The organism is Streptomyces pinistramenti, from assembly GCF_020564935.1.
Lineage (GTDB): Bacteria > Actinomycetota > Actinomycetes > Streptomycetales > Streptomycetaceae > Streptomyces > Streptomyces pinistramenti.
This window is the reverse complement of the sequence record NZ_JAJCXB010000021.1, coordinates 11,407-35,065: the sequence shown is the minus strand read 5'-3', so window position 1 is coordinate 35,065 and position 23,659 is coordinate 11,407. Positions and strand designations below refer to the sequence as shown.

Annotated in this window: 9 protein-coding genes; all 9 read left to right on the top strand. The window is 69.9% G+C overall.

The window, feature by feature from the left end:
- Window positions 1-17: 17 nt before the first annotated feature.
- The 9 genes from LIU39_RS16850 to LIU39_RS16810 all read left to right on the top strand — a co-directional run bounded on the left by LIU39_RS16850 (window position 18) and on the right by LIU39_RS16810 (window position 23,638).
- The gene (locus tag LIU39_RS16850; protein ID WP_227047541.1) at window positions 18-329 is read left to right on the top strand and encodes a WXG100 family type VII secretion target; all 312 of its coding nucleotides are present in this window, start codon (window positions 18-20) and stop codon (window positions 327-329) included.
- 78 nt (window positions 330-407) lie between these two features.
- Window positions 408-725, top strand: a complete 318-nt coding sequence (locus tag LIU39_RS16845) for a WXG100 family type VII secretion target (RefSeq protein WP_227047540.1) — start codon at window positions 408-410, stop codon at window positions 723-725.
- A gap of 174 nt (window positions 726-899) precedes the next feature.
- Complete coding sequence (locus LIU39_RS16840) at window positions 900-1,385, top strand: hypothetical protein (RefSeq protein ID WP_227047539.1); 486 nt, start codon at window positions 900-902, stop codon at window positions 1,383-1,385.
- Window positions 1,386-1,464: 79 nt separating this feature from the next.
- The gene (locus tag LIU39_RS16835; RefSeq protein WP_227047538.1) at window positions 1,465-3,576 is read left to right on the top strand and encodes a WXG100 family type VII secretion target; all 2,112 of its coding nucleotides are present in this window, start codon (window positions 1,465-1,467) and stop codon (window positions 3,574-3,576) included.
- Window positions 3,491-3,829, top strand: coding sequence for a YbaB/EbfC family nucleoid-associated protein (locus LIU39_RS16830; protein ID WP_227047537.1), 339 nt, complete (start codon window positions 3,491-3,493; stop codon window positions 3,827-3,829). The genes LIU39_RS16835 and LIU39_RS16830 overlap by 86 nt, the downstream gene beginning before the upstream one ends.
- 133 nt (window positions 3,830-3,962) lie before the next feature.
- A complete protein-coding gene (locus LIU39_RS16825; RefSeq protein ID WP_227047536.1) occupies window positions 3,963-4,292 on the top strand; it encodes a hypothetical protein in 330 nt (109 codons plus the stop codon).
- 4 nt (window positions 4,293-4,296) lie between these two features.
- Window positions 4,297-18,474 carry a WXG100-like domain-containing protein gene (locus tag LIU39_RS16820; protein WP_227047535.1) on the top strand — a complete coding sequence of 4,726 codons (14,178 nt, stop codon included), beginning with the start codon at window positions 4,297-4,299 and terminating at the stop codon, window positions 18,472-18,474.
- A 99-nt stretch (window positions 18,475-18,573) separates the two neighbouring features.
- Entirely contained in the window at window positions 18,574-20,097 is a 1,524-nt protein-coding gene (locus tag LIU39_RS16815) for a hypothetical protein (protein ID WP_227047534.1), read from the top strand.
- 55 nt (window positions 20,098-20,152) lie between these two features.
- Window positions 20,153-23,638: a right-handed parallel beta-helix repeat-containing protein gene (locus LIU39_RS16810; RefSeq protein WP_227047533.1), complete on the top strand. Its 3,486-nt coding sequence runs from the start codon at window positions 20,153-20,155 to the stop codon at window positions 23,636-23,638.
- Window positions 23,639-23,659 lie beyond the last annotated feature (21 nt).

Here is a 23,659-nt window from a genome sequence, read left to right as displayed (position 1 = left end):
CCTCAAGGAGTGATCGCATGGTTGCTGGCAACCAGTTCACAAGCAGTGAGCACGCCCTCCAAGTCGCGGCCCGCGCCATCGAGAACGTGCACCACAGCTGCGACAACATCCAGACCAACGTCACCAACAGCAAGATGACGCTGGCGGGCGGCTGGACGGGCAACGCGTCGAACGGGTTCGGCGGCGCGCTGGAGACCTGGCAGACGCAGCTCAAGTCGCTCATGGATTCCCTGGAGCAGATGGGCCTGCAACTGGGCGCCACGCACAAGGACTTCGTGACCAACGAAGAGCTGGCCGCGCAGCAAGGCAAGGGCTGGTCGGGCGTCTGACCCCGCGGCCCGCGCCCGCGCCGCCGGCCGGCGGCTTCCCCCTCTCCTTCACCCCATCGATTCGTGAGGACGTCTCACATGCCCGGTAGCGGAAGTTTCGCGGATTTCAGCGCCAACCACGGCGTCATGGACAACACGCGCCAGGAGCTGGTCAACTACACCATCCAGATCGAGAACTACCTGGAGGAGCTGTCCCGCCAGGTCATGACCGTGCGCGGCGAGATGGACGGTCTGACCATCGACGCGTACAACACCGCACACCAGCAGTGGATGGCCAAGGTCGACGACATGCGCGAGACCCTGGGCATGGGCCACAAGACGCTGATGCAGGTGGCGCAGAACTACCAGCAGGTGGACGGCGACCAGAACAAGCAGTGGCAGAACACCACAGTCTGACCGCCCCTGCGGCCTGACCGCCCCTACGACCGGCGTGCGGAGCACCGAGGTTCCGCACGCCGGCCCGTACCGGGAACCCCATTCCGTTACGGGCCCCGTCCCCTTACTCTTCGTATTCCGCGCTGATCATCGCGGCCCGCGCCGCGTGCGCGCTCTCACCCCGCAGGAGCGAAAATGGCGGATGACAACGGAACGATCACGTTCTCGAAGGAGACCCTGGAGGGTTTCCGGGCGAACGAGCTGACCAACCTGCGCGACGCGGCCGACCAGGCACGCGTCACCCTCAAGGCGTTCCAGGGCGCCAACAAGCTGCTGCCGGGCGGGGACAACTACCAGCCTGCCGTCGATCTGAAGACGCGTTTCAACGAGGCGGCGAACGCGCTCCTGACCGAGCTGAACACCGCGTACACCCTCTCGGACAAGATGATGGTGCAGCTCATGACCACCAGTGCCGCCATGAGCAACATCGAGGACGAGAACACCGAGCTGACGGCCCAGCAGCTCCAGAGCATCATCGGCAGCGCCCTGGCCGCGGGCGGCGGCAAGGGAAGTTCGGGGTCCGACGGCAACTCCGGGGGCAACTCCGGCGGGAATTCCGGGGGCAACTCCGGAGGCAACTCCGGGCAGCAGTCGAACACCGACGGTCAGACCACCACCTGACGCGTCACGGCGGCAGGACCGGTCACGGCGCCTGGACCGCATTCCGCTTCCCGACCGCAACTCGCTCAGGAGCAGACCCTTGGCTGACCCCACGGACTGGCCCTCCCTGCTGAACTCCTTCCAGACGAAGAGTCCGGACGGTGCGTCCGCCGCCCAGATCCCGAAGGCGACCGACGTGACGGCACCGCGCTGGACCCACGCCTACTGGAACTACGCCCTCGGGCAGGACCCGTGGAAGGGCCAGTGGGTCACGCGGTACGACGACGGGCGTGGCCTCTCGCGCACCGCGGGAATCGCCATGCTCGACGGCGACGAGGGACCGGACGGCAAGGAAGCGGCCTGGCCCAAGTTCAACATGGGCGCCTACCACATCCTCCAGGCACTGGCCGGCTCGGGAACCGACGTCACCTCGATCCCCAGCTTCACCAACGCCGAGCAGCAACTCAAGGCCGCCATCCAGTACTTCGACAACTTCCACATCGGCATCGACCAGTGGCGGGCCAAGCTGGACTCTCCGGAGAGCGGCTGGAAGGGCTCCGCCTCCTCGGCGTTCGCGGACGTCCTGCTGCGGCTCTCCCGCGCCTTCGAGGAGATCAACACCCTCACCGGCGGCCCGAGCGGTTCCGGCGGCTATCTGGACGGCATCGCCCGGGCGCAGGCGGGGCTGCGGGCCGCCGTGGACGAGATGCAGAACATCTACAACACCTGGGGATCCCAGCCGACATGGTCGCCGGCCGGGGCGCTGCAACAGGTGCTGTCCGGCCTGAACGTGGACCACAAGGACAATCCGGGCGGCGGCCTCGGCACCACCAAGCTCACCCTGAACGGGCAGGACATCGGCTACGTCGACCAGCAGGGGACCTGGGACCTGATCGAGCAGAAGGCCAAGGACCTGTGGCTGCAGACCGCCCATCAGTACCTCGACGGCATGGTCAACGACGTCCACGTCAAGCTGGCGCAGGCGTACAACGGGGCGGTGCTCTCGCTCAAGCCCGTACCGACGAGCATCGAGAACGCCATCAACGGCGGTGGCTACGGCGCCAATCCACCGGGTGGCACCGGGACGGACGACAAGGACCAGCCCCCGGGCTCGGACAACAAGGATCAACCGCCGGGCTCGGACAACAAGGACCAGCCGCCGGGCTCGGACGACAAAACCCAGCCGCCGGGCTCGGACGGCCTCGGCGAGGGCCAGACCGGCAACGGCGACGGCAAGGGACTCGGGGACGGCAACGGTCTCGGTGAAGGCCAGACGGGGAACGGCGACGGCAGCGGCGGGCTCGGCGAAGGCCAGACCGGCAACGGCGACGGCAGCGGCGGGCTCGGCGAAGGCCAGACCGGCAACGGCGACGGCAGCGCGCTGAAGAACCTGTTGAACCACGGTTCCGGCGACACCGGCACCGGCACCGGCACCGGCACCGGTGGGACGGGCGACCTCGACAAGCAGGATCTGCCCCCGGGCCAGACCGACACCAAGCACGACCAGAACCACTACGTACCGCCGTACCTGCGGAACTTGAACCCGGGCAACAACGACATCAACCGGAAGCCCCCCAACAGCGGCCTGAACACCCACAACAGGGGCACCACCGGCAACGGCAACAAGAACATCACCTACAAGCCGCCCCGCCCCGGCCAGACCGACCTGAAGCGGTGGGCGCCCCACGACATCAAGAACTACACGCCGCCACCGCTCTCCTCCGGCCGCACCGGAACCGGCACCGGAACCGGTACGGGATCCGGCGGCCTGCAGACCACTTCCAGCGGCAGCGGCAGCTCCGGGACGAACGGTTCCACCGGCGTGCGCGGGCCGATGTCCACCGCGTCGACGGGCAAGAGCGGCTCCGGCGTCCCGCTGTTCCCGCCGATGGCCAACGGAATGGGCGGGAAGGGCCAGGAGAACCAGGAGCGCGAGCGCACGACCTGGCTGGCCGAGGACGCCTCCGTGTGGGGCACCGACCCGGAACTCGCCCCCACCGTGCTCGGCCGGCCCGGCACGGGCACCGAACTGTATGCCGACACCTCGTACCCGGGAGAGACCGATGAGTGGCAATCCGCTCCAGGCCCGTATGGAGGACGCCCTGGAACGTCTGGAGGCGTCTCGCGTGCAGGCCAAGGAGGCACGGGAGAGCCTCAGCCGGGTCAGCGTGACGGCCACGGCCAAGGATCATCTGCTCAGCGTCACGGCTGACGCCCGGGGACGGGTGACGGGCGTCAAGCTCCACAGCACCCGCTACCGGTCGATGGCCGCGGCAGAGCTGTCGAAGGTGCTGCTGGAGACGGTCCAGCGGGCGCAGGAGGACGCCTCCGAAGCGGCGCAGCGGACCATGGCGCCGCACATGCCCGAAGGGCTCGACCTGCGGGCGGCGGCCGAGGGGCGTTCCACGCTGGACGACGTGATCGCGGCGTTCACCCGAGGGGCTCTGCCCGGCCAGCAGGGCTAGTTCATCGGTGGCCGCGGAGCGGCCCAGGACATGGCAGGAGCCGTTCCGCACGGGTGGCCCCGTGCGGAACGGCGTTCGGGCACCCAGGTGCCGGCAGTGCGAGTGGATGTGATGGGGACGAAGGGAGACGGTCATGGCCGATTACATGGCAGCCGATATGAGCGGAATGGCGCACGGCGCTTTCCAGACGGACGAGCTGTCCCGTATCACCAAAGACATCCTCACCCACGCGAAAACGGCCAACCGCATGGCGAACGACGCCTGTGGCTACGGCGACGACACGGCGGACCAGCTCAGGAAGACGCTCATTCCGGCCGCCGACGCGTGCGAGGAACTGCTGACGAACCTGTCCGTCGCCTTCCAGCAGACCGCCGATCAGACCCTCGGCACGCAGAAGTCGCTCGCCAACGCCGAGGACCTCAACCTCGCCGAGACCAACCGCATGAAGCACCGGATGCGGTGAGCTCATGACCATCCACGTGTCCGACGAGTTCCGTGTCATCGCCCTCATCCTGACGGGCTCTCCGCTCCCCAACGCGGACGAGGACGCCCTGAACGCGATGGGCGAGATCTACGGGCACACCCGCCGGCGCCTGGAACAGCTGCCGAACGACGTGGTGCGGGTCACCCAGTCCGTCCGCAACAGCTTCGAGATGGACACCGCCGACTCGTACGCGGCATCGGTCGCGCAGTTCACCTCGGGGGGACAGAACTACGTCAAGGCCGGCCAGGAGATCACCGGCGGCCTGGAGACGATGGCGAAGACCACCGCGGTCAACGTCGAGTACATGAAGATCATGGCCATTCTCCAGATAGCCGAGATGCTGGTGGAGATCCTGATCGCCATCGCCACGTTCCAGTACGAGCTGATCCCGGAGATCAAGGCGAAGGCCGGCGCCAGCCTGCAACAGCTGATGCGCTCCCTGTTCCAGCAGCTGATCATGCACGTCGTCATCAACGAGACCATCGGCGTCGCCCTGGACGGCCTCGCGCAGCGCATCCAGATGGGGAAGGGCTCCCGCCGCGTCTGGGACAAGAGTCTGACCAACGACGCGGCACTGGGCGGCCTGCTCGACGGCCTCCTGGAGGGGCCCCTGTCGATGTTCGGCGGGAAGGCCGGCAAGAAGCTGGCCGACCTCTTCGGCGGCACGGTGGCCAAGGACATCGCGAAGCAGATCTCCAAGGACCTGTCCCACACCATCGACACGGCGACGGACTCCACCGTCAAGACGCTGACGCACGGCATCCAGGACGTCATCACCAAGAACGCCGACGACCTGCTCCGTCCCCTCGGTGGTTCCGGCCAGGGCAAGCAGCTCGGCGCGACGGCGACGAAGAAGCTCAGCGACGACTTCGGGGACGTCTTCGCCCACTCGTTCAAGGACACGCTGGGCGAGCAGACCGCCCGCAACCTCGGCAACGCCTACGGCAACACGTTCGCCAAGAACTGGGGCACCGAAAGCCAGCACGCGCTGCGCGACACCCTCAGGAACAACGGCGGTCAGCACATCGACCCCGCGGTGCACAACTCGCTGGCGAAACTGCCCGAGACCACGCTCAAGAGCATCCAGCAGCACCACAACAGCATCATCACCAAGAGCAGCGACTTCGCCGGCATGAGCGCCGCGGTCGCCGGCCAGGGCTACCTCTCCGAGGGCTTCTACAACCTGCTCTTCGACGACGAGCACAGCTTCAAGGTCTCACCGATGACCGGCGTATCGGCCGCCATGGCCGAGGGTGCCACGCACGGCGCGACCATCGGCGGCATCACCGCGGCGACCAAGCTGGCCGGCTCCGTCAACAGCACGGCAATACCGACACCGATCACCACCGGCTCCGACACGACCGTTCCCGACACCCGGAATCCGGCCACGGCCACGGCCACCGACCAGAACACGAACGCCGGCCCGAGCGCGTACACCGACCAGAACACGGACACCGCCCAGGACACCGCCGGCGACGGGCAGCAGAACACCTCCGGCACGAACCCTGGCCCCGGCGGCGCCGGAGCGAACAGCCCCACCACGCCTACGCAGTCCAGCCCGTCGCACCACAGCGGCAGTGGCGACAACGGCAACAGTGGCGGGGGCAACGGCAACGGCAACGGCGGGAACGATCCGGGCCGCGGGCACTACGTCGAGGACAACGACACCGCTTCCACGCACAGCAGCGGGAGCGAAGGCGACAACGAAGGCGACAACGAGGTCAGCAGCGAGGGCGGCGACGGCAACGAGGACCATGCCAACTCGGCCTCGCAGGACGCTCGTTCATCGCAGGACCATCCCGCGCCACAGGGTGCGGAGAGCGCGAATCTCCAGAACGCGGCCACCGCGCACGCCACCACCACGACCGGACAACAGACGGCCCCCACGCCGACCCACACGAACACGGCGAACACCCCGAACACCCCGAACACCGCCCAGAAGCAGGACAGTTCGAAAACGGACAACACGACCGGCAAGGAACCCATCACGGGCGAAGCCGTCGAGCCGAAGAAGGTCGTGACGTCCTCGCCCTCGCCCTCGTCCTCGGACACCGGCAACAACCGGCCCACGGACCACGACGACCGCCAGGCCCCACAGCAGACCTCGACACCGTCGACCACACCGACCACGTCCGAGAAGACCTCCGATGAGGGGCAACAGCCGCATCCGCAGGAGGAGAAGACCCCGCCGACCGGCAACAAGTGGAGCGAGCTGAACCCGCCCGTCACCACGGAACATCACCCCCTGAAGGACCCCACGGACAGTTCGGACGAGGGGTCCGACAAGGAACCGGACAAGGCGTCGGGCAAGGAACCGGACAAAGAGCCGGACAAGGCGTCGAACGACGCCCCGGAAGGGAACGGTCTTCCGCCGCACCCCGACATCGCCGAGGAGCGCCACGTCGTCACCGAGCACCTGGTGGACGGCGATACGTACCGCGTGCTGCGTGTGCCGGGGGACGGCGACTGCCTGTTCACGTCCGTCCTGGTGAGCGCGTACCAGCAGAACGCGCTGCCCGACATCCGGCACCTCTCCGTCCAGGAACTGCGCGACCGCGTGGCCGAGCACACGAGGGACCACGACGAGACGGATGTGGCCGGGTTCCTCGGTGACGACCCCGTCGAGGTCGTGCTGCACGACCTGTTCCCGGACCCGCCGACGCTCCACCGGAATCCGGCCCCGGAGCAGCAGCGCCGGTGGGAAAACGAGAAAGCGGAACGGGGGCGGGAGCGGCAGGCGGCTCGCGCGCTCCTGAACCACGGCGGCGGCGAAAGCCCTGCCGCGCGGCGGAAGTGGCAGGATCTGCTGGCAGGCAGCAACTACCCGCACCTGCTGGATCTGGCGCCGACCCCGCAGGCGGCGCAGCGGCTGGGAACCAAGAGGCTCATCGTCGAGGCCGCCGCGGAAACCAGGCTGTGGAACTCCCCGTTCGCCGACAACCTCCCGCAGCTCGTGGCCAACGCGCTCGATGTCAATCTCACGGTCGTCGAGAACGGTCAGCCGCCCTACGCGACGGCCCCCGATGCCACGAACGGCCCGCTGTACGTGTTCTTCGAGCGCGGCGGCTCGCATTACCAGGCCATGGCCAAGACCGTGTCCGGTGCGTCGTCGGACGACCCGCCCCACGAGCAGCAACCCGGCCCGTCGCAGCAGAAGGAGCAGGAGCAGGCACAACGAAACGAGCGCCAGGAAGAGCCTCACGAGGACGGGAAGGAGGAAGACGGCCCGTCGAAGGAGGAGGGCCCTCCCGGCAAACACGATGAGCACGACCGCCGTGACACACACGACGGACACGACGACACCTCGGACAACGACCAGCCCCCCCAGCACACCCACCCAACCGACCCCGACGGCCATGAAGGGTCCGATGGCGGGCGGCAGGACACCGAGCCGAAGGCCGTCGAGGTCCCGTACGGCTTCGGGCGCGACGGTCGTTATCCGCTGGGGCAGTTCGGGCACGTGCTGCGGTTCGGGGACATCTCCTTCGGTGCGGGCGGCGGGCGTCCCGCCGGGCTTCACACGCTGGTCAAGTCGGCCATCGACAGCCGGCCCGAGCGCCTGTCGCCCAAGAACCGCGAGCGGCTGGCGAACCAGATCTCCGACCGGCTGTGGAAGGAACTGTCGGGCGACAACGGACAGGAGCTGGCCCGGCAGCTCTTCGACGAGGGCGGTGTGACGCTGACCGTGCCGGTGGGCCGGTTCAGCAACCCGTACACGGTCACCTTGCGGCTGGGCGACGTGGACCGCAACAGGGCGGAGCACCTCAACGCGCCGCCGCAGCCTGCGCCGTCCGCCTCATCCACCTCGTCCGCCTCCCCGGAAACGGGCGCGGCCAAGAGCACCAAGGCGACCCAGCAGCTCCTGCACGGCGAGCGCGACAAGGGCCAGCGCGAGGCGTCGGTCAACTACAACACCGGCGACAGCACGACGGTGAGCAACAGCCGCAGCGTCTCGGTCACCACCACGCACGCCTCGGCCGCGGACACCGTGGCGGTCAAGCCCAAGGTGACCCTGACCGGTTCCTCCAGCTCGTCGAAGGGACACAGCAACCTCACCAACACCTACGTGCGTCCGGAGCTGAACTTCTCCGGTACACGCGAGCACTTCGGCTTCGACGGCGCCTCGCTGTCCGTCGATATCCGCCGCAACGCGGGCGGCCCCGACTGGAAGGGCAGCACGAAGGACACCCTGGAGGTGTCGTTCCCGACCGAGCTGACCGACCCGAAGGCGAACCACACCGACCGTCCCTGGCAGGTGGAGAGCGGCAATACGCAGGCCGCGCGGCGCAAGCTCGCGGAGGCCGTGCAGAGCACGTTCTTCATAGCCCAGGACAGTCACGGCCAGGCGCCGTTGGCCGCCGAACTGACGAAGCCGTACGCCTCGATGGGGCCGGGCTCGGGGCCGCGGCGCTTGCTAGACAACTGGTTCAGCGAGCACTCGACGCTGTGGAACGTCCACCGCATGCTCAGCGGCACGTCGCTGCCGTCCTTCGCCCACAAGGGAACCCATTACACCTCGGAGGTGCGGAGCGGCGTCACGTCCGTGCGGCGTCTCGGCGACGCGACCAAGGTGGGCACGGCCGGCAACACCCGCGACTGGAATTCGGTGTTCCACACCACGTCCAAGGGTGGCGGCAAGTCGGTCGACGGCGCGGTCGTCCTCGGCCCCGACATGCTGCCGCTGTCGTTCTCGGCCGGCTTCGGCCTCGGCACCAGCAACTCGGCGTCACTGACCGAGGGTTACACCGGCGGCATGGTCAACACCACCCGCTTCAACGGCCCCAGCGTCCCGTACGAACTGACCTTGAACCTGGAGGCCGGCCTCAACCCGGTGGGCCGCGGCGACTTCTCCCACACCCAGGAGGCCGTCGTCGTCATCCGCGTCCCCGAACACCTCGCGGACCACTTCGAGCAGCAGTTGGCGACCGTGGCGCAAGAGGGCGGCGGCCAGGTCACCACCCACCCGCGCGACGAGGAATCCCGCTCCGAGGACTCCAGCTCGCAGAACACCACCGATCAGCAGCCGCACACGCCGCCACCCACGCCCCCGTCCCGCGGGCTCTTCGGCGTGTTCGGGCTGAAGGGACTCGCCGACCTGCCGCAGACGTTCCTCCATGCCGGGCGGCGCGCCGAGACGCTCCTGAAGTTCGAGCACACCGGCGTCAAGGCGGAACGCGAGTACCGCCAGGCGCTCAAGGAGTTCCTGAACACCCAGTTCCACCCGGACCAGGTGTCCCATCTGGCGCCCGATGTTCTGGGCGACGGCGTCCAGCGCACCTTCCGCGGCCCGAAGGGCAAGAAGGGCCAGCTCCTGCTGCACTTCGGCGTCACGGCACGCCCGGCCGAACCCGGCGAGGAGGCGCACGCGCACGCCTGGCGGCTGCCCGTCAAGGACGCCACCGTGCAGAAGTGGCCGACGAACTGGGCCTGGCTTTCCGATGCGCAGAGCCGGACCAGCAGCCAGTCGTTCACGATCGGCACGACCCTGTCCGGGGACGTCACCGACAGCTTCACCATGACCCCGGCCGACGCGTTCTTCTCCCGGGGCCGCGATCACACCCAGTCCGACGGCATCACCACCTACGGCTTCTCCCACATGGGCGCCAACGCCTCCGGCGAGATGTGGCACGACTCCTACCCGGTGGTCTTCGAGCTGAACGTGAACGCCGAGCACGTCTTGGGCACCACGGTGCTGGACGAGAAGCAGGTGCTGACGAAGCACGTCAACGGCCGGGCCGACTACCTGGTGCCGAAGTCGCTCACCGTCGAGGACCACAGCTCCCCCACGGCGAACGAGCACAAGGTCACCTCCCGGGATGTGGAGCCCACCGAGCACGGCAAGCACAAGAAGTACCCGCCGCTCAAGCCGCCGCAGCACGCGACGGAGAACCGCATCCGGCCCCAGGACCGGATCGACCACGTCCACGGCTCGCGGCAGCTCCAGCACGAGGCGGCGGAGATGTTCCGGCAGCTGGGCATCCCCCGGCAGGACGCGGTCCCGTACGTGGAGAAGCTGCTCACGCCGGACCAGCTCAAGGGCATACTCAACCGCGACGCGCAGGCGTCGTCCGGGCGTCTGGTGCGCGAGAAGCGGTTCACCGACAACAACGTGCAGCTCATCGTCCAGGCCATCACGGTCAACGACACGACCTTCCAGAACACCCAGGAGCTGTCGAACTTCACGCTGGACGAAGGCATGAGCCGCTTCACCAGCACCGACAAGACCGTGCTCACCAACTCCCACGGCCTCGGCATCTCGCTGAGCGGCACGGGCGAGAACGGTGACGGGTCCGGTGGCGGCTCGGGCGACGCGTCCGGAAGCAAGGCCGTCTCGCACGGAAAGACCACCGTCACCGTGACCGACATCCACCCCGGCCAGTTCGTCGACCAGACGCTGCCGCACCGCCAGCACGAGGCGGACGTCATCTGGCGGCTGAGCGTCATCCAGTACGACACCAACATGCTCGGCTCGTGGGGAGAGCCGCAGACCCTGGTCAAGGACGTCCATGTCGAGGGCGGCGTCTCGTACCTGCGCCCCGAGTTCACCCACCTCACGGCCGCCGAGGCGAAGGTCCCCGAGCGCCTGTCCCACCTCCCGCTGACGGCCATGACGGTGGACCTGGCACCCCGCGACGCCGACGGCGACGACCGCGGAAATCAGGAGAACCAGGAATCCCGGCCCCTGACCGGCACCATCCTGAACAACCTGGCGCAGCTCCTCCGGAAGAACTCACCGAGTGCCCTCGGCCCGGCGCACCACCTCGAATCGCCCGGCACCACGCTGACGGGCATGGGCGACACGCTCTTCGACTCCCGCACCCTGCAGAGCCTCAGCAGCGTCCTGCGCGGTACGGGCGTGCACGTCCGCATGCGGACGGACGGTATCGGCCACCACACCTACACCAACGTCATCGCCCAGCTCACCCGGGACGACAACGGCGCGCACTTCACGGGCAAGACGTCGAAGGGCATGATCTCCCGCTACACGCAGTCCCACACGCGGAGCGAGAAGGCGGTCGTCCACACCGTCAAGAAGTCCGGATCGGCGGGCGGCGGCGGCTCCGGCGGCCTGGGCAGCAACGGCGCGTCCCCGTCCCTGTCCCTCGGCAAGTCCAAGAGCACGAGCCTCTCGAACAGCGACGCCATCATGATCCGTCGCCACGACGCCTACTCGACCGCCGAGGAGGAGCTGTACGTCTACGAGGTCGACGGCACCATCGACCTCGCCGTCGAAAGCGCGAGCCATGCCTCCCAGTTGGTCAACGCCCTCCTCCTCGGCCAGGCCGCCTCGCTCAAGAGCGGCGCCGAGACGCTGTGGCAGTACGTGACGGAGCACGACGACGGGTCGCACACCCTCTCCCTCCCCGTACGGGAAGAAGTCGTGGTCGCCCGCTCCGAACTGCCCCCGGCGCTCCTCAAGGAAGTCGAGCAGAACGAACAGACCGGACGGAACGAGCAGAACGAACACGCCGACGGCGGCAACGACACCGCGACCGACGACGAGCCCGGCGGCGGGCAGTCCCCGCAACAGCAGCCGAAGACCCCGACGGCCATCAGCAAGGACGAATTCCGCAACCACGGCGTGCTGGTGGACATGAACGAGTCCTCGTCGCGGAAGCTCTTCGACGACCTGATGAAGAAGCTGGACGAGCACAGTGGCGCACCGCAGAAGTTCGCCGAGAAGGGCCAGGCCGGCCGCGAACAGCTCCGCCAGCTCCTCAACTCCCGCGAACTCGCCTGGCACCTGCACCGCTCCGGCCTCGGCGGCGCCACCGACGACGACAGCACCTTCGCGCCGCGTCTGACGACCGAGGGCGGCGTCACGACGCTCACCTACGGGAAGCTGCGCGTCACCTTCACCCAGCTCGGGCTCGGCTCGTCGGAAGGCTGGGTCAAGGGCACATCCGAACGCTCCGACTACCAGTACCAGTACAACACCCAGTCGTTCGCGGCCGGCGAGGACAGCAGCATCGGCGGCGACGTCACCGCCAACTTCACCGCCACCACAGGAAAGATGACCCAGGGCCTGGCGGGCAAGTTCGGCCAGGGCCGCTCCGAGTCCCACGACAGCGGCGGCTTCACCTCGCGCCCCACCGAGTCCATCGACCGCACCGTGCACTGGCTGCGCCACAGCCCCACGGCGGTCAAGGTGGACGTGCACCTGGCCGCCGACAGCAACCTCGACCGCTTCGACCTGGGCGTCCTCACCCGAGACGACGTCTACCAGGGCAGCTTCGTCCTCGACGACATGCTGCAACTGCGCTACTCGCCCGAAGCGGTGCTGCGCGAAGTGGGCGGCGTCACCGAGGCGGCGATCCGGGTCGACTCGGGCTGGTACCTCGCACCACACCACGCGAACGAGCAGCAGAACGCCGCCATGCTCGACGCCCTCCACACCGCCCAGGAGACCGCGGCCGCGGAGGACCGGAACACCTGGCACGTCACCAGCGCGGGCGACGGCCACGTCTGGGTACGCGACCGGCGCATCGGCCGGCAGGACTTCCTCGACCAGTACGTACGCCCGCACGTGACGCCCGAGCAGTACGCGCACCTGGGCGAACTGACGCGGTGGGAAGGCGCGGACACCGACGGCTCCCCGCTCCGGCTCCACATCGACACCGGCCGGCAGCACACGAACGAGGCTCCGACGCCGCCCATCTCCTCGTCCTCGCCCGACGATTCGGACCACTCGGACCACTCGGATGGTTCGGATGGTTCGGACCGCTCCGACCGCTCGGACCACTCCGATGACGAGGCGCAGCAGCAGAAGCAGGAGAACTCGCAGCAGCAGGACGACTCACCACAGCAGGAGGATTCACCACAGCAGGAGCAGGAGCAGCAGCACTCCCCCTCCGGCGGGCAATCATCCCTCGTCCACCACAAGCCGCAGGTGCCCACCGGGTTCGGGCACCAGGGGCACTACCCGCTGGGGCAGTTCGGCCGTGTGCTGCGGGTTGGGAACATTTCCTTCGGTACGCCGGGACCGCGCCCCCATGCGCTCAAGGAGCTGATGAAGTCCGCGATTGCGCAGAGCGGGACGTCGCTCAAGGACCGCAATCGGGAGGCGTTGGCCAACAAGCTGGCCGACGATGTGTGGCAGAAGGTCTCCGGCGCGGACGGCCCCCTGCTGGCCCGCAAGCTCCTGTCGAAGGAGGGGCTGAAGCTGGAGCTGGGCGACGACCGGCAGAAGAAGTACCGGGTGACGCTGCGGCTCGAAGCACTCTCCCGTGAGCAGGTCTCCCTCCTGCCCCACCGGGCCGACGGCAGTCACCGGGCGGCCACGCAACTGCTGCCGTACGGCGCGAAGATCAAGGGCCAGCGCGAGGCGATCCTCAACCGGCAGGCGGGCGGCACTCATTCGACCGCCGAGTCGCGTGCCCTGACCAGCAGCACGACCGTCGCCCCGCCCGTCGTGTCCGAGGCGGTGAAGCTCGTGCTGAAGATCACGGGCTCGTCGAGCGCGTCCAAGGGACAGAGCTTCCTCACCAACTCCTACGACCGGCCCGAGATGGTGCTCAGCGGGGACCATGAGCACTTCGCGTTCAAGGACGCCGCCCTGAAGCTGGAGCTGAGCGGCGTCCCGAAGGCCGGGCGGGCGGGCCGGAGCGAGCAGACCGTCCCGGTGGAGGTGTCCTTCCCGCGCGAGCTGACCAGCCACCAGGCCAACCACACCGACCACGCCTGGGAGGTCACCCCCCGGAACGCGCACGAGCGGCGCAAGCTCAACCGCGCCCTCCAGGAACTCTTCTTCCTCCCCCGGGAGAGCAGCGGGCAGGAAGCCCTGGTGCCCCAACTGACCACTCCGTACGCGGGGATGGGGCCCGGCACGCGGGCGCGCGGCTTCCTGGACAACTGGTTCAGCGAGATGGCCACCATCGCCAACTTCTCCCGCATGCTCAGCTCGACCAAGCTGCCCGCCGTCTACAGCCAGGGGCATCACTACACCTCGGAGATCCGGGCCGACGTCCTCTCCGTCAAGCGGGGCGGCGACCCGACGGACGTGGGTCTGGCGCACAACGTCCGGATGTGGAAGTCGGTGTTCCACAGCACGTCGAAGGGGGGCGGCAAGGCGTTCGAGGTGGACCTCACCGTCGGGCCCGACCTGTCCCACGAGGGCCTGGATCTCTCGTTCCCCTTCTCGTTCGCGCTCAGCAGCAGCGACTCCATGTCGCTGACGGAGGGCAACACCGGGGGGACGCTGAGCACCGTCCGCTTCAACGGGAAGAGCGTCCCGTACGAGGTGATGGTCAACCTGGAGGCCGGTCTCACGCAGGTCGGTGAGCCGCCCATGCCGTCGAAGACCGTCCCGGTGCGGGTGGTCGTGCACGTCCCGGAGCACCTGGCGAGCTACTTCGAGTACCGCCTGGCGCACGCCATGGGGGACGGCAGCGTGCAGCCGCCCCGGGAGCTGACGACTCCGCCGCCGCGCCCGCCGAAGTTCGGTCTTTACGAGGGATTCGGGGTCTCAGGGCTCACGCACCTCGTGGACCACTTCCGTCGGAGCGCGGTCACGGCCGAGCAGAACGTCGGCTTCACGCACCGGTCGTTCCGGCACCGGACGCAGCACCTGGAACAGCTCAACCGCTTCCTGGAGGTCAACTTCCATGTGAACGAGCTGTCCCGCAACACCACGGAGCTGTTCGACGAGGGCATCCACCTCACGTTCCTGGGCCCGCGCGGCGACAACGGCACGCAGCTGCTCCTGCACTTCGAGGTGAAGGGGACGCGCCACCCCGGCGGGGACGGCGACACCACCGCCTGGCGCCTGCCGGTCGACAACGCCACCGTCCAGAACTGGCCGACCCACTGGAACTGGCTGGCCATGGCCTCGTCCATGGGCAACGGGCAGTCCTTCTCGGCCGGATTCGCACTGTCCGAGTCCGGCGGCGGGCTGACGTTCACGCCGGCCGACCTGTCCATCGGACGCTCGCGGGACCACTCCCTGATGAACAGCATCACGACATACGCGTTCGCGCACAACGGCACCAACGCGTCCGGACCGATGTGGCACGACCACTACCCGGCGACCTACGACGTCTCCGTGTACGCCGAGAAGGTCACCGGATCCGAGTCGTCGCAGAGCACCCCCGTCCACGACACCCGGCACGGCGGCGTGCAGTACCTCATGCCGAAGTCGCTGTCCGACCTGTCGTCCCCGCAGGACGGGGACGACAGGAACGCCGACGCGCCGCCGCCGGCCCCGCAGAAGGCACCCGCGGCGACGTGGAACGGCAAGACACTGTCCTTCGCCCCGGTCCAGCTGCCCGACGCCTTCGTGCAGGAGCGGCTACAGCCGAGCGACCGGATCGACCACGCGTACCACGCGCGCGTCCTGCGTGAGGCCGCGGCCGCCCTCATGGCCGAGCTGAACGTGCCCCCGTACGTCGCCTCCTACCTCCAGCACCTGGTGACGACGGACCAGCTCAAGGGGGCGCTCAGCAGCGAGTCGAACGCGCTGCCCGGCCGCTTCGTCGTGGGGCACCAGTTCGCCGACACCCACGTGTACCTCGTGGCGCAGGCCGTCACGGGCAACAAGAAGCCGCTCGGCGACGAGCCGCAGGAGCTGTCCACCTTCGGCCTCAACGAGTACATGCTCCGCTACACGCAGAAGACGCAGGTGACGGGCACCAACAGCCAGAACGCGGGCGCGAGCATGACGTACGAGGGGGAGCGGGGCGACACCACGGGCGACGGGTCGGCGGGCTTCACGGCGTCGCGGAACCGTTCCACCGGGCGGGCCGACATCGAGGTGGACGACACGCACCCGGGCCAGTTCTTCGAGATCACGCTGCCGAACAAGCACTACTCCATGGACGTCGTCTGGCAGCTGAACATCGCCGTCACGCAGAACAACATGCTGGGCACCTGGCAGGCGGCGGGGCTCAGCAGCACGCTGCACGCGCCGGGCGGCATGACGTTCCAGCGCCCGGAGATGACGGTGCGGACGGCCGAAGAGGCCAACGTGCCGAAGACGCTGCCGCGCCTGCCGGTCATGTCGATGACGACGGGCCTGGCCCCCGCCCCCGTCACCGACCGGCACCAGGGCACGCAGGACGAGACCCCGCAGGAGCTCTCCGGCGAGGAACTGTCCCAGGACGAGCGGCACACCACGCTGCCGCCGACCCTCACCCACCAGGTGCTCAGCAACCTCGTCCCCCTGCTGGCCAAGGCCGCCCCGGGGACGCTCGGCCCCGTCCACTCGCTCAACGAGCCCGGCAGCGCGCTCTCGTCCATGGGGGACAGCATCCTGGACGGCGCATCGCTGCGGACGCTGGCGAGTCTGCTGCTGGACACCGGGCTGACCATCCGGGTGCGCACGGACGGCGTCGGCCACCACACCTACGTCGACGTCTCCCTCCGGATGGACCGCGACCCGACGGACGCCCGCTTCGCCGGGAAGACGGCGCCCGGCGTCCTCTCCCGCTACATCCAGTCGAACACCCGCGTCGAGGAACAGTTCAGCCACAGCAGCAAGAACACCAAGGGCATCTCGCTCGGCGGATCGGGCAGCAGGCCGCAGGGCGGCGGCTCCGCGTCCGCTTCCCTGACGTTCAGCAAGTCCACGGACACCGCGAACAACAGCAGCGTCATGATCCGCAGGCACGACGGCTACACGACCTCCGAAGAGGACCTGTGCGGGTATGAGGCCGACGGGACCATCACGCTGTCCGTGGAAACCTCCTCGCACGCCTCGCAGTTGGTCAACGCCCTGCTGCTGGGCAAGGCGCAGATCGTCAAGGCGGGCCTGGCCAAGGCCGCCGACTGGCTCTCGACGGGCAAGGACGCCCGGCACGAGATCACGCTGCCGGTGCGGGAGGAAGTCCTCGTGCCGCGGTCCGAGCTGCCGGACCCGCTGATCGAGGAGCGCGGGCCGCTGTCCCTCATCAGCACGCAGGATTTCCAGCGGCACGACGTGCTGGTGGACATGGACGAGACGGCCGCGCCCGCGCTGTTCACCGACCTGATGGCGCAGCTCGCCCGGCACCAGGGCGGCCCCCGGCTCTTCGCCGACCCCGCGCACGGCGGTCACACGCAGCTCAAGCACCTGATGGGCGCCCGCGAGATGGCCCGTCATCTGGTCCGGGCCGGTCTGGGCACGCCGACGACGCAGACCTCGACGTTCCGGGTGCGGCTGTCCGCCGAGGGCGGCGTGGCCACGTTCACGCACGGGCGGCTCAGCGTCTCATTCGTCCCCAGGTCCCAGGGCTACGCGGACGGCTGGCACAAGGGCACCGGCGAGCGGGCCGACTACGACCTGCAGAACGACATCGACGCGTCCGTCGACAGCCGCGGCACGAAGGCGGGCGGCGGCGCGACCGGCAGCTTCGGCGGCCCGGTCAAACAGAACCTGTCGTTCTCCTCGGCGGTGACCCACTCGCTGGAGCACGACTCCGGTGGCCAGCTCGCGCTGCAGAAGAACTCCGTCGACCGCACCGTGCACTGGCTGCGGCACAGTCCGACGTCCGTGGACCTGGTCGTGACGCTGTCCACCTACGACACGTTCGACACGTTCGGCCTGCCGAAGATCTCCGGCAAGGACGTCTTCGAGGGGACCTTCACCCTCAACGACGCCCTGCAGCTGCGCTTCTCGCCGGAGGCGGTGCTGCGCGGCACCGGCGGCGTGCAGGAGAGCGCGGTCCGCGTCGACTCCGGCTGGTACTTCCCGCCGTACCCCGCCGACGAGGCGGACGGGACGCGGCTGGACTCCATGCTCGACGCCCTGCTGACGGCCCAGGAGACGGCGGTGACGGACGGCCGGCAGACCTGGCACCTGACCGCCACGGACGACGGCGGCGTCCTGGTGCGCGGCGAGCACCTGTCCCGGCAGGAGTTCATCGACCGCTACGTCAGGCCGCTGCTGCCCTCCGAACAGGCCGACACCCTGGCCGAGTTGGTGCACTGGGAGGGCGGCGGGGCGGGCGCGGGGCTGCTGCTCCACCTCGACGTGCCGACGGACGCGATCGGCCGGCACGGGCCGCGCCCGCAGACCCCGAGCCCCCCTCCCACTGCGGAACCGGAGGCCACAACCGAAGACGTCCCCCACGACGTCACCGACCCGAAGACCAGCCAACAGGACGCCGGCCAGGGGTCGGACGGCCTCAAGAAGTGGGCCGACGCACTCAACGTGGATCTGGACCTGGTGCTCCAGAAGTACACCTGAGCGGCGTCCGGGCCGCCGCCGGTGGGGGGACACCCTCGTGCCCCACCCGACGGCGACCTTCTCTCCCCCCAACACCCGACGAGTGAAGCGGAACTCATCATGACCGACGAGACGGCGAACTCCCGCGGCGCGCAAGAGGCCGGTGGCGCCGGTGCGGCATCCGTGCCCGTGACCGACGCGTCCGACGCCTCTGCGCCGCGGCAGGAGCAGGCCGGGCGGACCGGCACCGCGGACGCGCGCACGTCGTCCGCGTCCGCGGGCACCGTGAAGGGATCGGCCGACGGCCTGACCCTGCGCCCGGAGGAGCGGCCGGAGACGAAGGCGCCGACGGGCCCGGACCCCGACGCGCCGGCGGCCACGGGCACCGGCTCCGGTGCGACCGTCCTGCGCCCGGGTTCCCCCCTGCCCGGCACGGCGGAGGACGCGGAGCCCGAAGCGGAAGCGGAAGCGGAGGATCCGGCGACGGTGCGGGATGCCGGGGACGACGCTGCCCAGGCATCGGCCGTAACTGCCGCGCCTGCCATGTCCGGTGACGCCACGGCGGCCGCATCCGACGCGTCCCCGAAGCAGTCGGGCAAGCAGGCCGCCGGCGCGCGGCGCGGGCTCGGGCTCTTCCGCCGCACCGACGCCGCGGCGGGCGCGGCAGCGGGCACGGACGCCAAGGCCGACGGCAGCCGGGTCTCCCCCGGCGTGGTGGCGGGCGCGGCGCTGGCCGGCGTGGTCCTGCTGGCCTCGCCGTTCGCGATCTCCGCGCTGAGCAACGCCTTCGCCTCCGCGCACACGGGCGCCGCGGGCAACGCGGCCCAGCCGCTGCCGGACAACGGCGGCGACGGCGGCCGGGGCTTCGTGCCGGTCCCGGGTGCCGCCCAGAACGACGCCGGCAAGGCCCCTCATCAGGCGGGCGACCAGGGCTCCGGGAACGGCCCCGGGGACGGTGGCGGCGGCACGGACGGGACCGGTGGCGGGGCAGGCCCGCACACCGACGGCAACGCCGGCGCCCATGCGGCCCCCGCGGGCGGGGACGACCACGGGAAGAAGGCGGACGCGCCGGCCGACAAGGGCACGCACGCCGAGACCCGCTCCCAGGCGACCGCCACCCACACGTTCACCGCGTACGCCGGGCCGACCTGCCCCTCGACCGGCAGCGGCTCATACCACGAGATCGGCGCGTACGGCGACGGCAAGGACGGGTGGCTGACGCGGACCGGGGGCTCGTCGGCCGGGGGCTGCCAGGGCGGGGTGCGGGCGCTGCCGATGTCCGGTGACGCGGACAGGCCGGACTCGGACGTGACTTCGTACTGGCAGTTCAATTCCGGGATGAAATCGGCAAGTTGCCGCATCTCGGTCTACATCCCCCAGGGCAAGAGCCCGCTGGAGGTGGGGGGCTCTCCCGCGCGATACTCGGTGCACAAGGGCACCAAGGCGTACGGCGGCGACCTCGCCGGCTTCCACATCGACCAGCCGCACAACAAGGGAAGCTGGGTGCTCGGCACCACGGTCACCGTGGAGGGCGGTCGGTTCACCCTCCGGCTGACCAACGCCGGGCAGGACTGGGACGATGACGGGCCGACGCAGGCACACGTCGCCGCCTCCCAGGTGAAGGCCGAATGCCGCGCAGAGTGAGCACGTTCGGGCCCGGCACCGCCTCGGTGCCGGGCCCTGGAGGGAGTTAGCGGCGATGAGCCGTCAGGTGCTGGCCGTGGGGCCAGACGGGTCCGGGGATTTCTCGACCATCGCGGAGGCGGTGCAGGCGGCGCCGAACGGCGCGCTGATCACCGTTGCTCCGGGCCGGTACGCCGAGGCGCTGGTCTTCACCGGCGTCGTGACCGTCGTCGCAGCGGAGGGCCGCGGCACGGTGCGGATCACCCCGCGGACGGGATCGGCGGTCACGGTCGCCGCCGAGGCCGTGAAACTGACCGGTCTCGTCGTGCACGGCAGCGATGAGGAACGCCCGGCCGTGGACGTGGCCGACGGCCAACTGGAGCTGGACGACTGCGAGATCAGCGGTACCGCGTGGTCCACCGTCCTGGCCCGGGACACGGGCACGCTCGCCATGCGCAACTGCGACGTGACCAACCCGAAGGGCGCCGGCATCGTCGTCACGAGCGAGGCCGAGAGCGTCATCGAGGACTGCCGGCTGGCCGACCTGGGCGCGTCCGGCATCGTCATCGGGGAGCACGGCGATCCGCTGGTGCGCCGGTGCACCGTGCGCGACGCGCGCGGCAACGGCCTGTTCGTGAGCGGCCACGGCCAGGGCACGATCGAGGACTGCGACTTCTCCGGCACCACACAGCCGGCCGTCGCCCTGGAGGACGACAGCGCCACCCGCCTGCTGCGCTGCCGCATCCACCGCACGAAGGCCGTCGGCCTGCACATAGCCAGCCGCAACCAGGTACTGATCGAGGACTGCCGCATCGAGGAGACCGGCAAGGAAGGCGTGACGGTCACCGAACACGCCGACCCGCTCGTGCGGCGGCTGCGGGTGGCGCGCACGGCAGGGCGGGGCCTGAAGGTGACCGATTCGGCGCGCGGCAGGTTCGAGGACTGCGAGGTCAGCGCCAGCGAGGACACCGGCCTGTGGGTGGGCGGCGCGGCCCGGCCCGTCTTCGTGGACCTGCGGATCGCCGACGTGCGCGGTACGGGGGTGGAGCTGACCCAGGACTGCACACCCGAGCTGGACCGGCTGACCGTGACGGAGCCGCTGGGTGTCGGGCTGCGGGTGGCCGAGGACGCCCGGCCGACGCTGCGCCGGGCGGTGCTGACGGGCGGCGGCGGCCACGGCCTTGAGGTGTGCGACACCAGCGAGGGGCGGTTCGAAGACGTGGAGATCACCGGTACGCGGCGGGGCGGCGTGCAGGTGGCGGGCGAGGCCCGCGCCCGGATGAACCTGATCGTCGTGCGGCAGAGCGGGGCGGCCGGGATCGCCGTCGCGGGGAAGGCGTCGGTGCGGCTGCGGGACTGCGATGTGGCCGGTACCGGCGGCGACGGGCTGTCGGTCGGCTCCGGCGCGAACGTCGTGGTGACGCGCTCCCGCTTCCACGACGGTGACCGCAACGGCATCCTGGTGGCGGCCGGCGGCTCGGGCACGTTCACCGGCTGCGAGGTCTTCGGCAACCGCGGCGACGGCGTGCTGACGCACACCGGCGAGCAGTTCGCGCTGCGGGACGTGTCCACATGGGAGAACGGCCGCGCTGGCGTGCACCGCACGGTGGTCAGCGAGAACGCGGTGCTGGAGCAGGTCATGTCGCGCGGCAACGGCGTGCCGGACATCCACGGCGACGCCGGGCTCGCGGCGGCGAACGGCACGGACCGGGATGCCGCACGGGACGCGGCGGCGGCGCGCGGCGACGGCGCCGGGGCCGACCTGCCCGGCGCGGGCAGCGCCGCCTGGGACGAAGCAACGGGGGCCGCGGGAAACGCGGGTGAGCAGCGGCCCGCGGAATCCGGCCAGGACGCACAGGGCGCGGGCGGCGCCGGCCGGCCGGGCGGCAAGGAGGCGCCGTCCTCGCCGCTGGACGAGCTGGCGGAGCTGGTCGGCCTGGCCTCCGTCAAGCACGAGGTGACCACGCTGGTCAGCCTCAACCGCATGGCCAGGCGCCGCGAGGAGATGGGCATGACGGTGCCGCCGATGAGCCGGCACCTGGTCTTCGCAGGCCCGCCCGGCACCGGCAAGACCACCGTGGCCCGCCTGTACGGCACGATCCTGGCCGAGCTGGAGGTCCTGCGGTACGGGCACCTGGTGGAGGTGGCGCGCCAGGATCTGGTGGCGCAGGTCGTCGGCGGTACGGCGATCAAGACGACGGAGGCGTTCACCAAGGCGCTGGGCGGGGTGCTGTTCATCGACGAGGCTTACACGCTCACCGCCCAGTCCGGCTCCGGCGGCCCGGACTTCGGGCAGGAGGCGGTGGACACGCTGGTCAAACTGATGGAGGACCACCGCGACGATGTCGTCGTCATCGCCGCAGGCTACTCCTCGCAGATGCGCAGCTTCCTGTCGTCGAACCCGGGCATGGCCTCGCGGTTCAACCGGACCGTGGAGTTCCCCAACTACACGGTGGACGAGCTGGTGACCATCGTCGAGACCATCTGCGCCCGGCACCAGTACGCCCTCGACCCGGCCGCCAAGGACGGTCTTTCGGCGCTCTTCCGGCAGATGACGCGGGACGAGACCTTCGGCAACGCGCGGGCCGCCCGCGGCGTGTTCGAGGAGATGGTGGACCGGCAGGCGTTCCGCCTGGCGAACGAGCCGGACGCCTCCCCCGCCGACATGGTCCGCCTGCTGCCGCAGGACCTGGGCGAGGTGGCCGGGCCGGGAGTCGGCGCACATGCGGCGGGCGGCGACGAAGGGCAACTGGAGGTGCTGCTGGCCGAGTTGGAGCAGATGGTCGGTCTCGCGGAGGCCAAGCGCTCGGTCTCCGACCTGGTGCATCTGCTGGCCAACGCGCGCCAGCGGGAGGCGGCCGGACTGCCGTCCCCGTCCCTGAGCCGGCACCTGGTGTTCGTCGGCCCTCCCGGCACGGGCAAGACGACCGTCGCCCGGCTCTACGCGAAGCTGCTCAAGGCGCTGGGCGTACTCGCGGGCGGCCAGGTGGTGGAGGTGGCCCGCGCCGATCTGGTCGGCCGGTACGTGGGGCACACGGCGCAGATGACCACGGAGGCGTTCGACAAGGCGCGCGGCGGGGTGCTGTTCATCGACGAGGCGTACACGCTGACGCCGTCCGAGCGCGGCGGCTCCGACTTCGGTCAGGAGGCGGTGGACACACTGGTCAAGCTGATGGAGGACCACCGCGACGACGTCGTCGTCATCGCCGCAGGCTACGAGGAGGAAATGGGCTCCTTCCTCGCCTCCAACCCGGGGCTCACCTCCCGCTTCTCGCAGCGGGTGGAGTTCGGGAACTACGACGCCGACGAGCTGGTGATCATCGTGAACCGGCAGGCCACGGCGGGCGGTTACACCTGCGCTCCGGAGCTGGAGGCGCTGCTGCACGAGCACTTCGCCTCGGTCCCGCGGGACCGCTCCTTCGGCAACGCCCGTTACGCCCGCAAGGTCTTCGAGTCGCTCGTGACGCGCCAGGCCGGACGCCTCAGCCGGCACTCCACGCCCAGCCGCGAGGAGCTGCTGCAACTGGTCCCGGAGGACTTCAGGGCGACGTCGCTGACCTAGGCAGACGCGACGCCGGCCGCC

What these genes read in the sequence shown, in the direction of transcription:
- LIU39_RS16825 (WP_227047536.1), top strand. Translation starts at nt 3,963, where the DNA reads ATGGCCGATTACATGGCAGCCGATATGAGCGGAATGGCGCACGGCGCT.
- LIU39_RS16850 (WP_227047541.1), top strand. Translation starts at nt 18, where the DNA reads ATGGTTGCTGGCAACCAGTTCACAAGCAGTGAGCACGCCCTCCAAGTC.
- LIU39_RS16845 (WP_227047540.1), top strand. Translation starts at nt 408, where the DNA reads ATGCCCGGTAGCGGAAGTTTCGCGGATTTCAGCGCCAACCACGGCGTC.
- LIU39_RS16815 (WP_227047534.1), top strand. Translation starts at nt 18,574, where the DNA reads ATGACCGACGAGACGGCGAACTCCCGCGGCGCGCAAGAGGCCGGTGGC.
- LIU39_RS16820 (WP_227047535.1), top strand. Translation starts at nt 4,297, where the DNA reads ATGACCATCCACGTGTCCGACGAGTTCCGTGTCATCGCCCTCATCCTG.
- LIU39_RS16840 (WP_227047539.1), top strand. Translation starts at nt 900, where the DNA reads ATGGCGGATGACAACGGAACGATCACGTTCTCGAAGGAGACCCTGGAG.
- LIU39_RS16810 (WP_227047533.1), top strand. Translation starts at nt 20,153, where the DNA reads ATGAGCCGTCAGGTGCTGGCCGTGGGGCCAGACGGGTCCGGGGATTTC.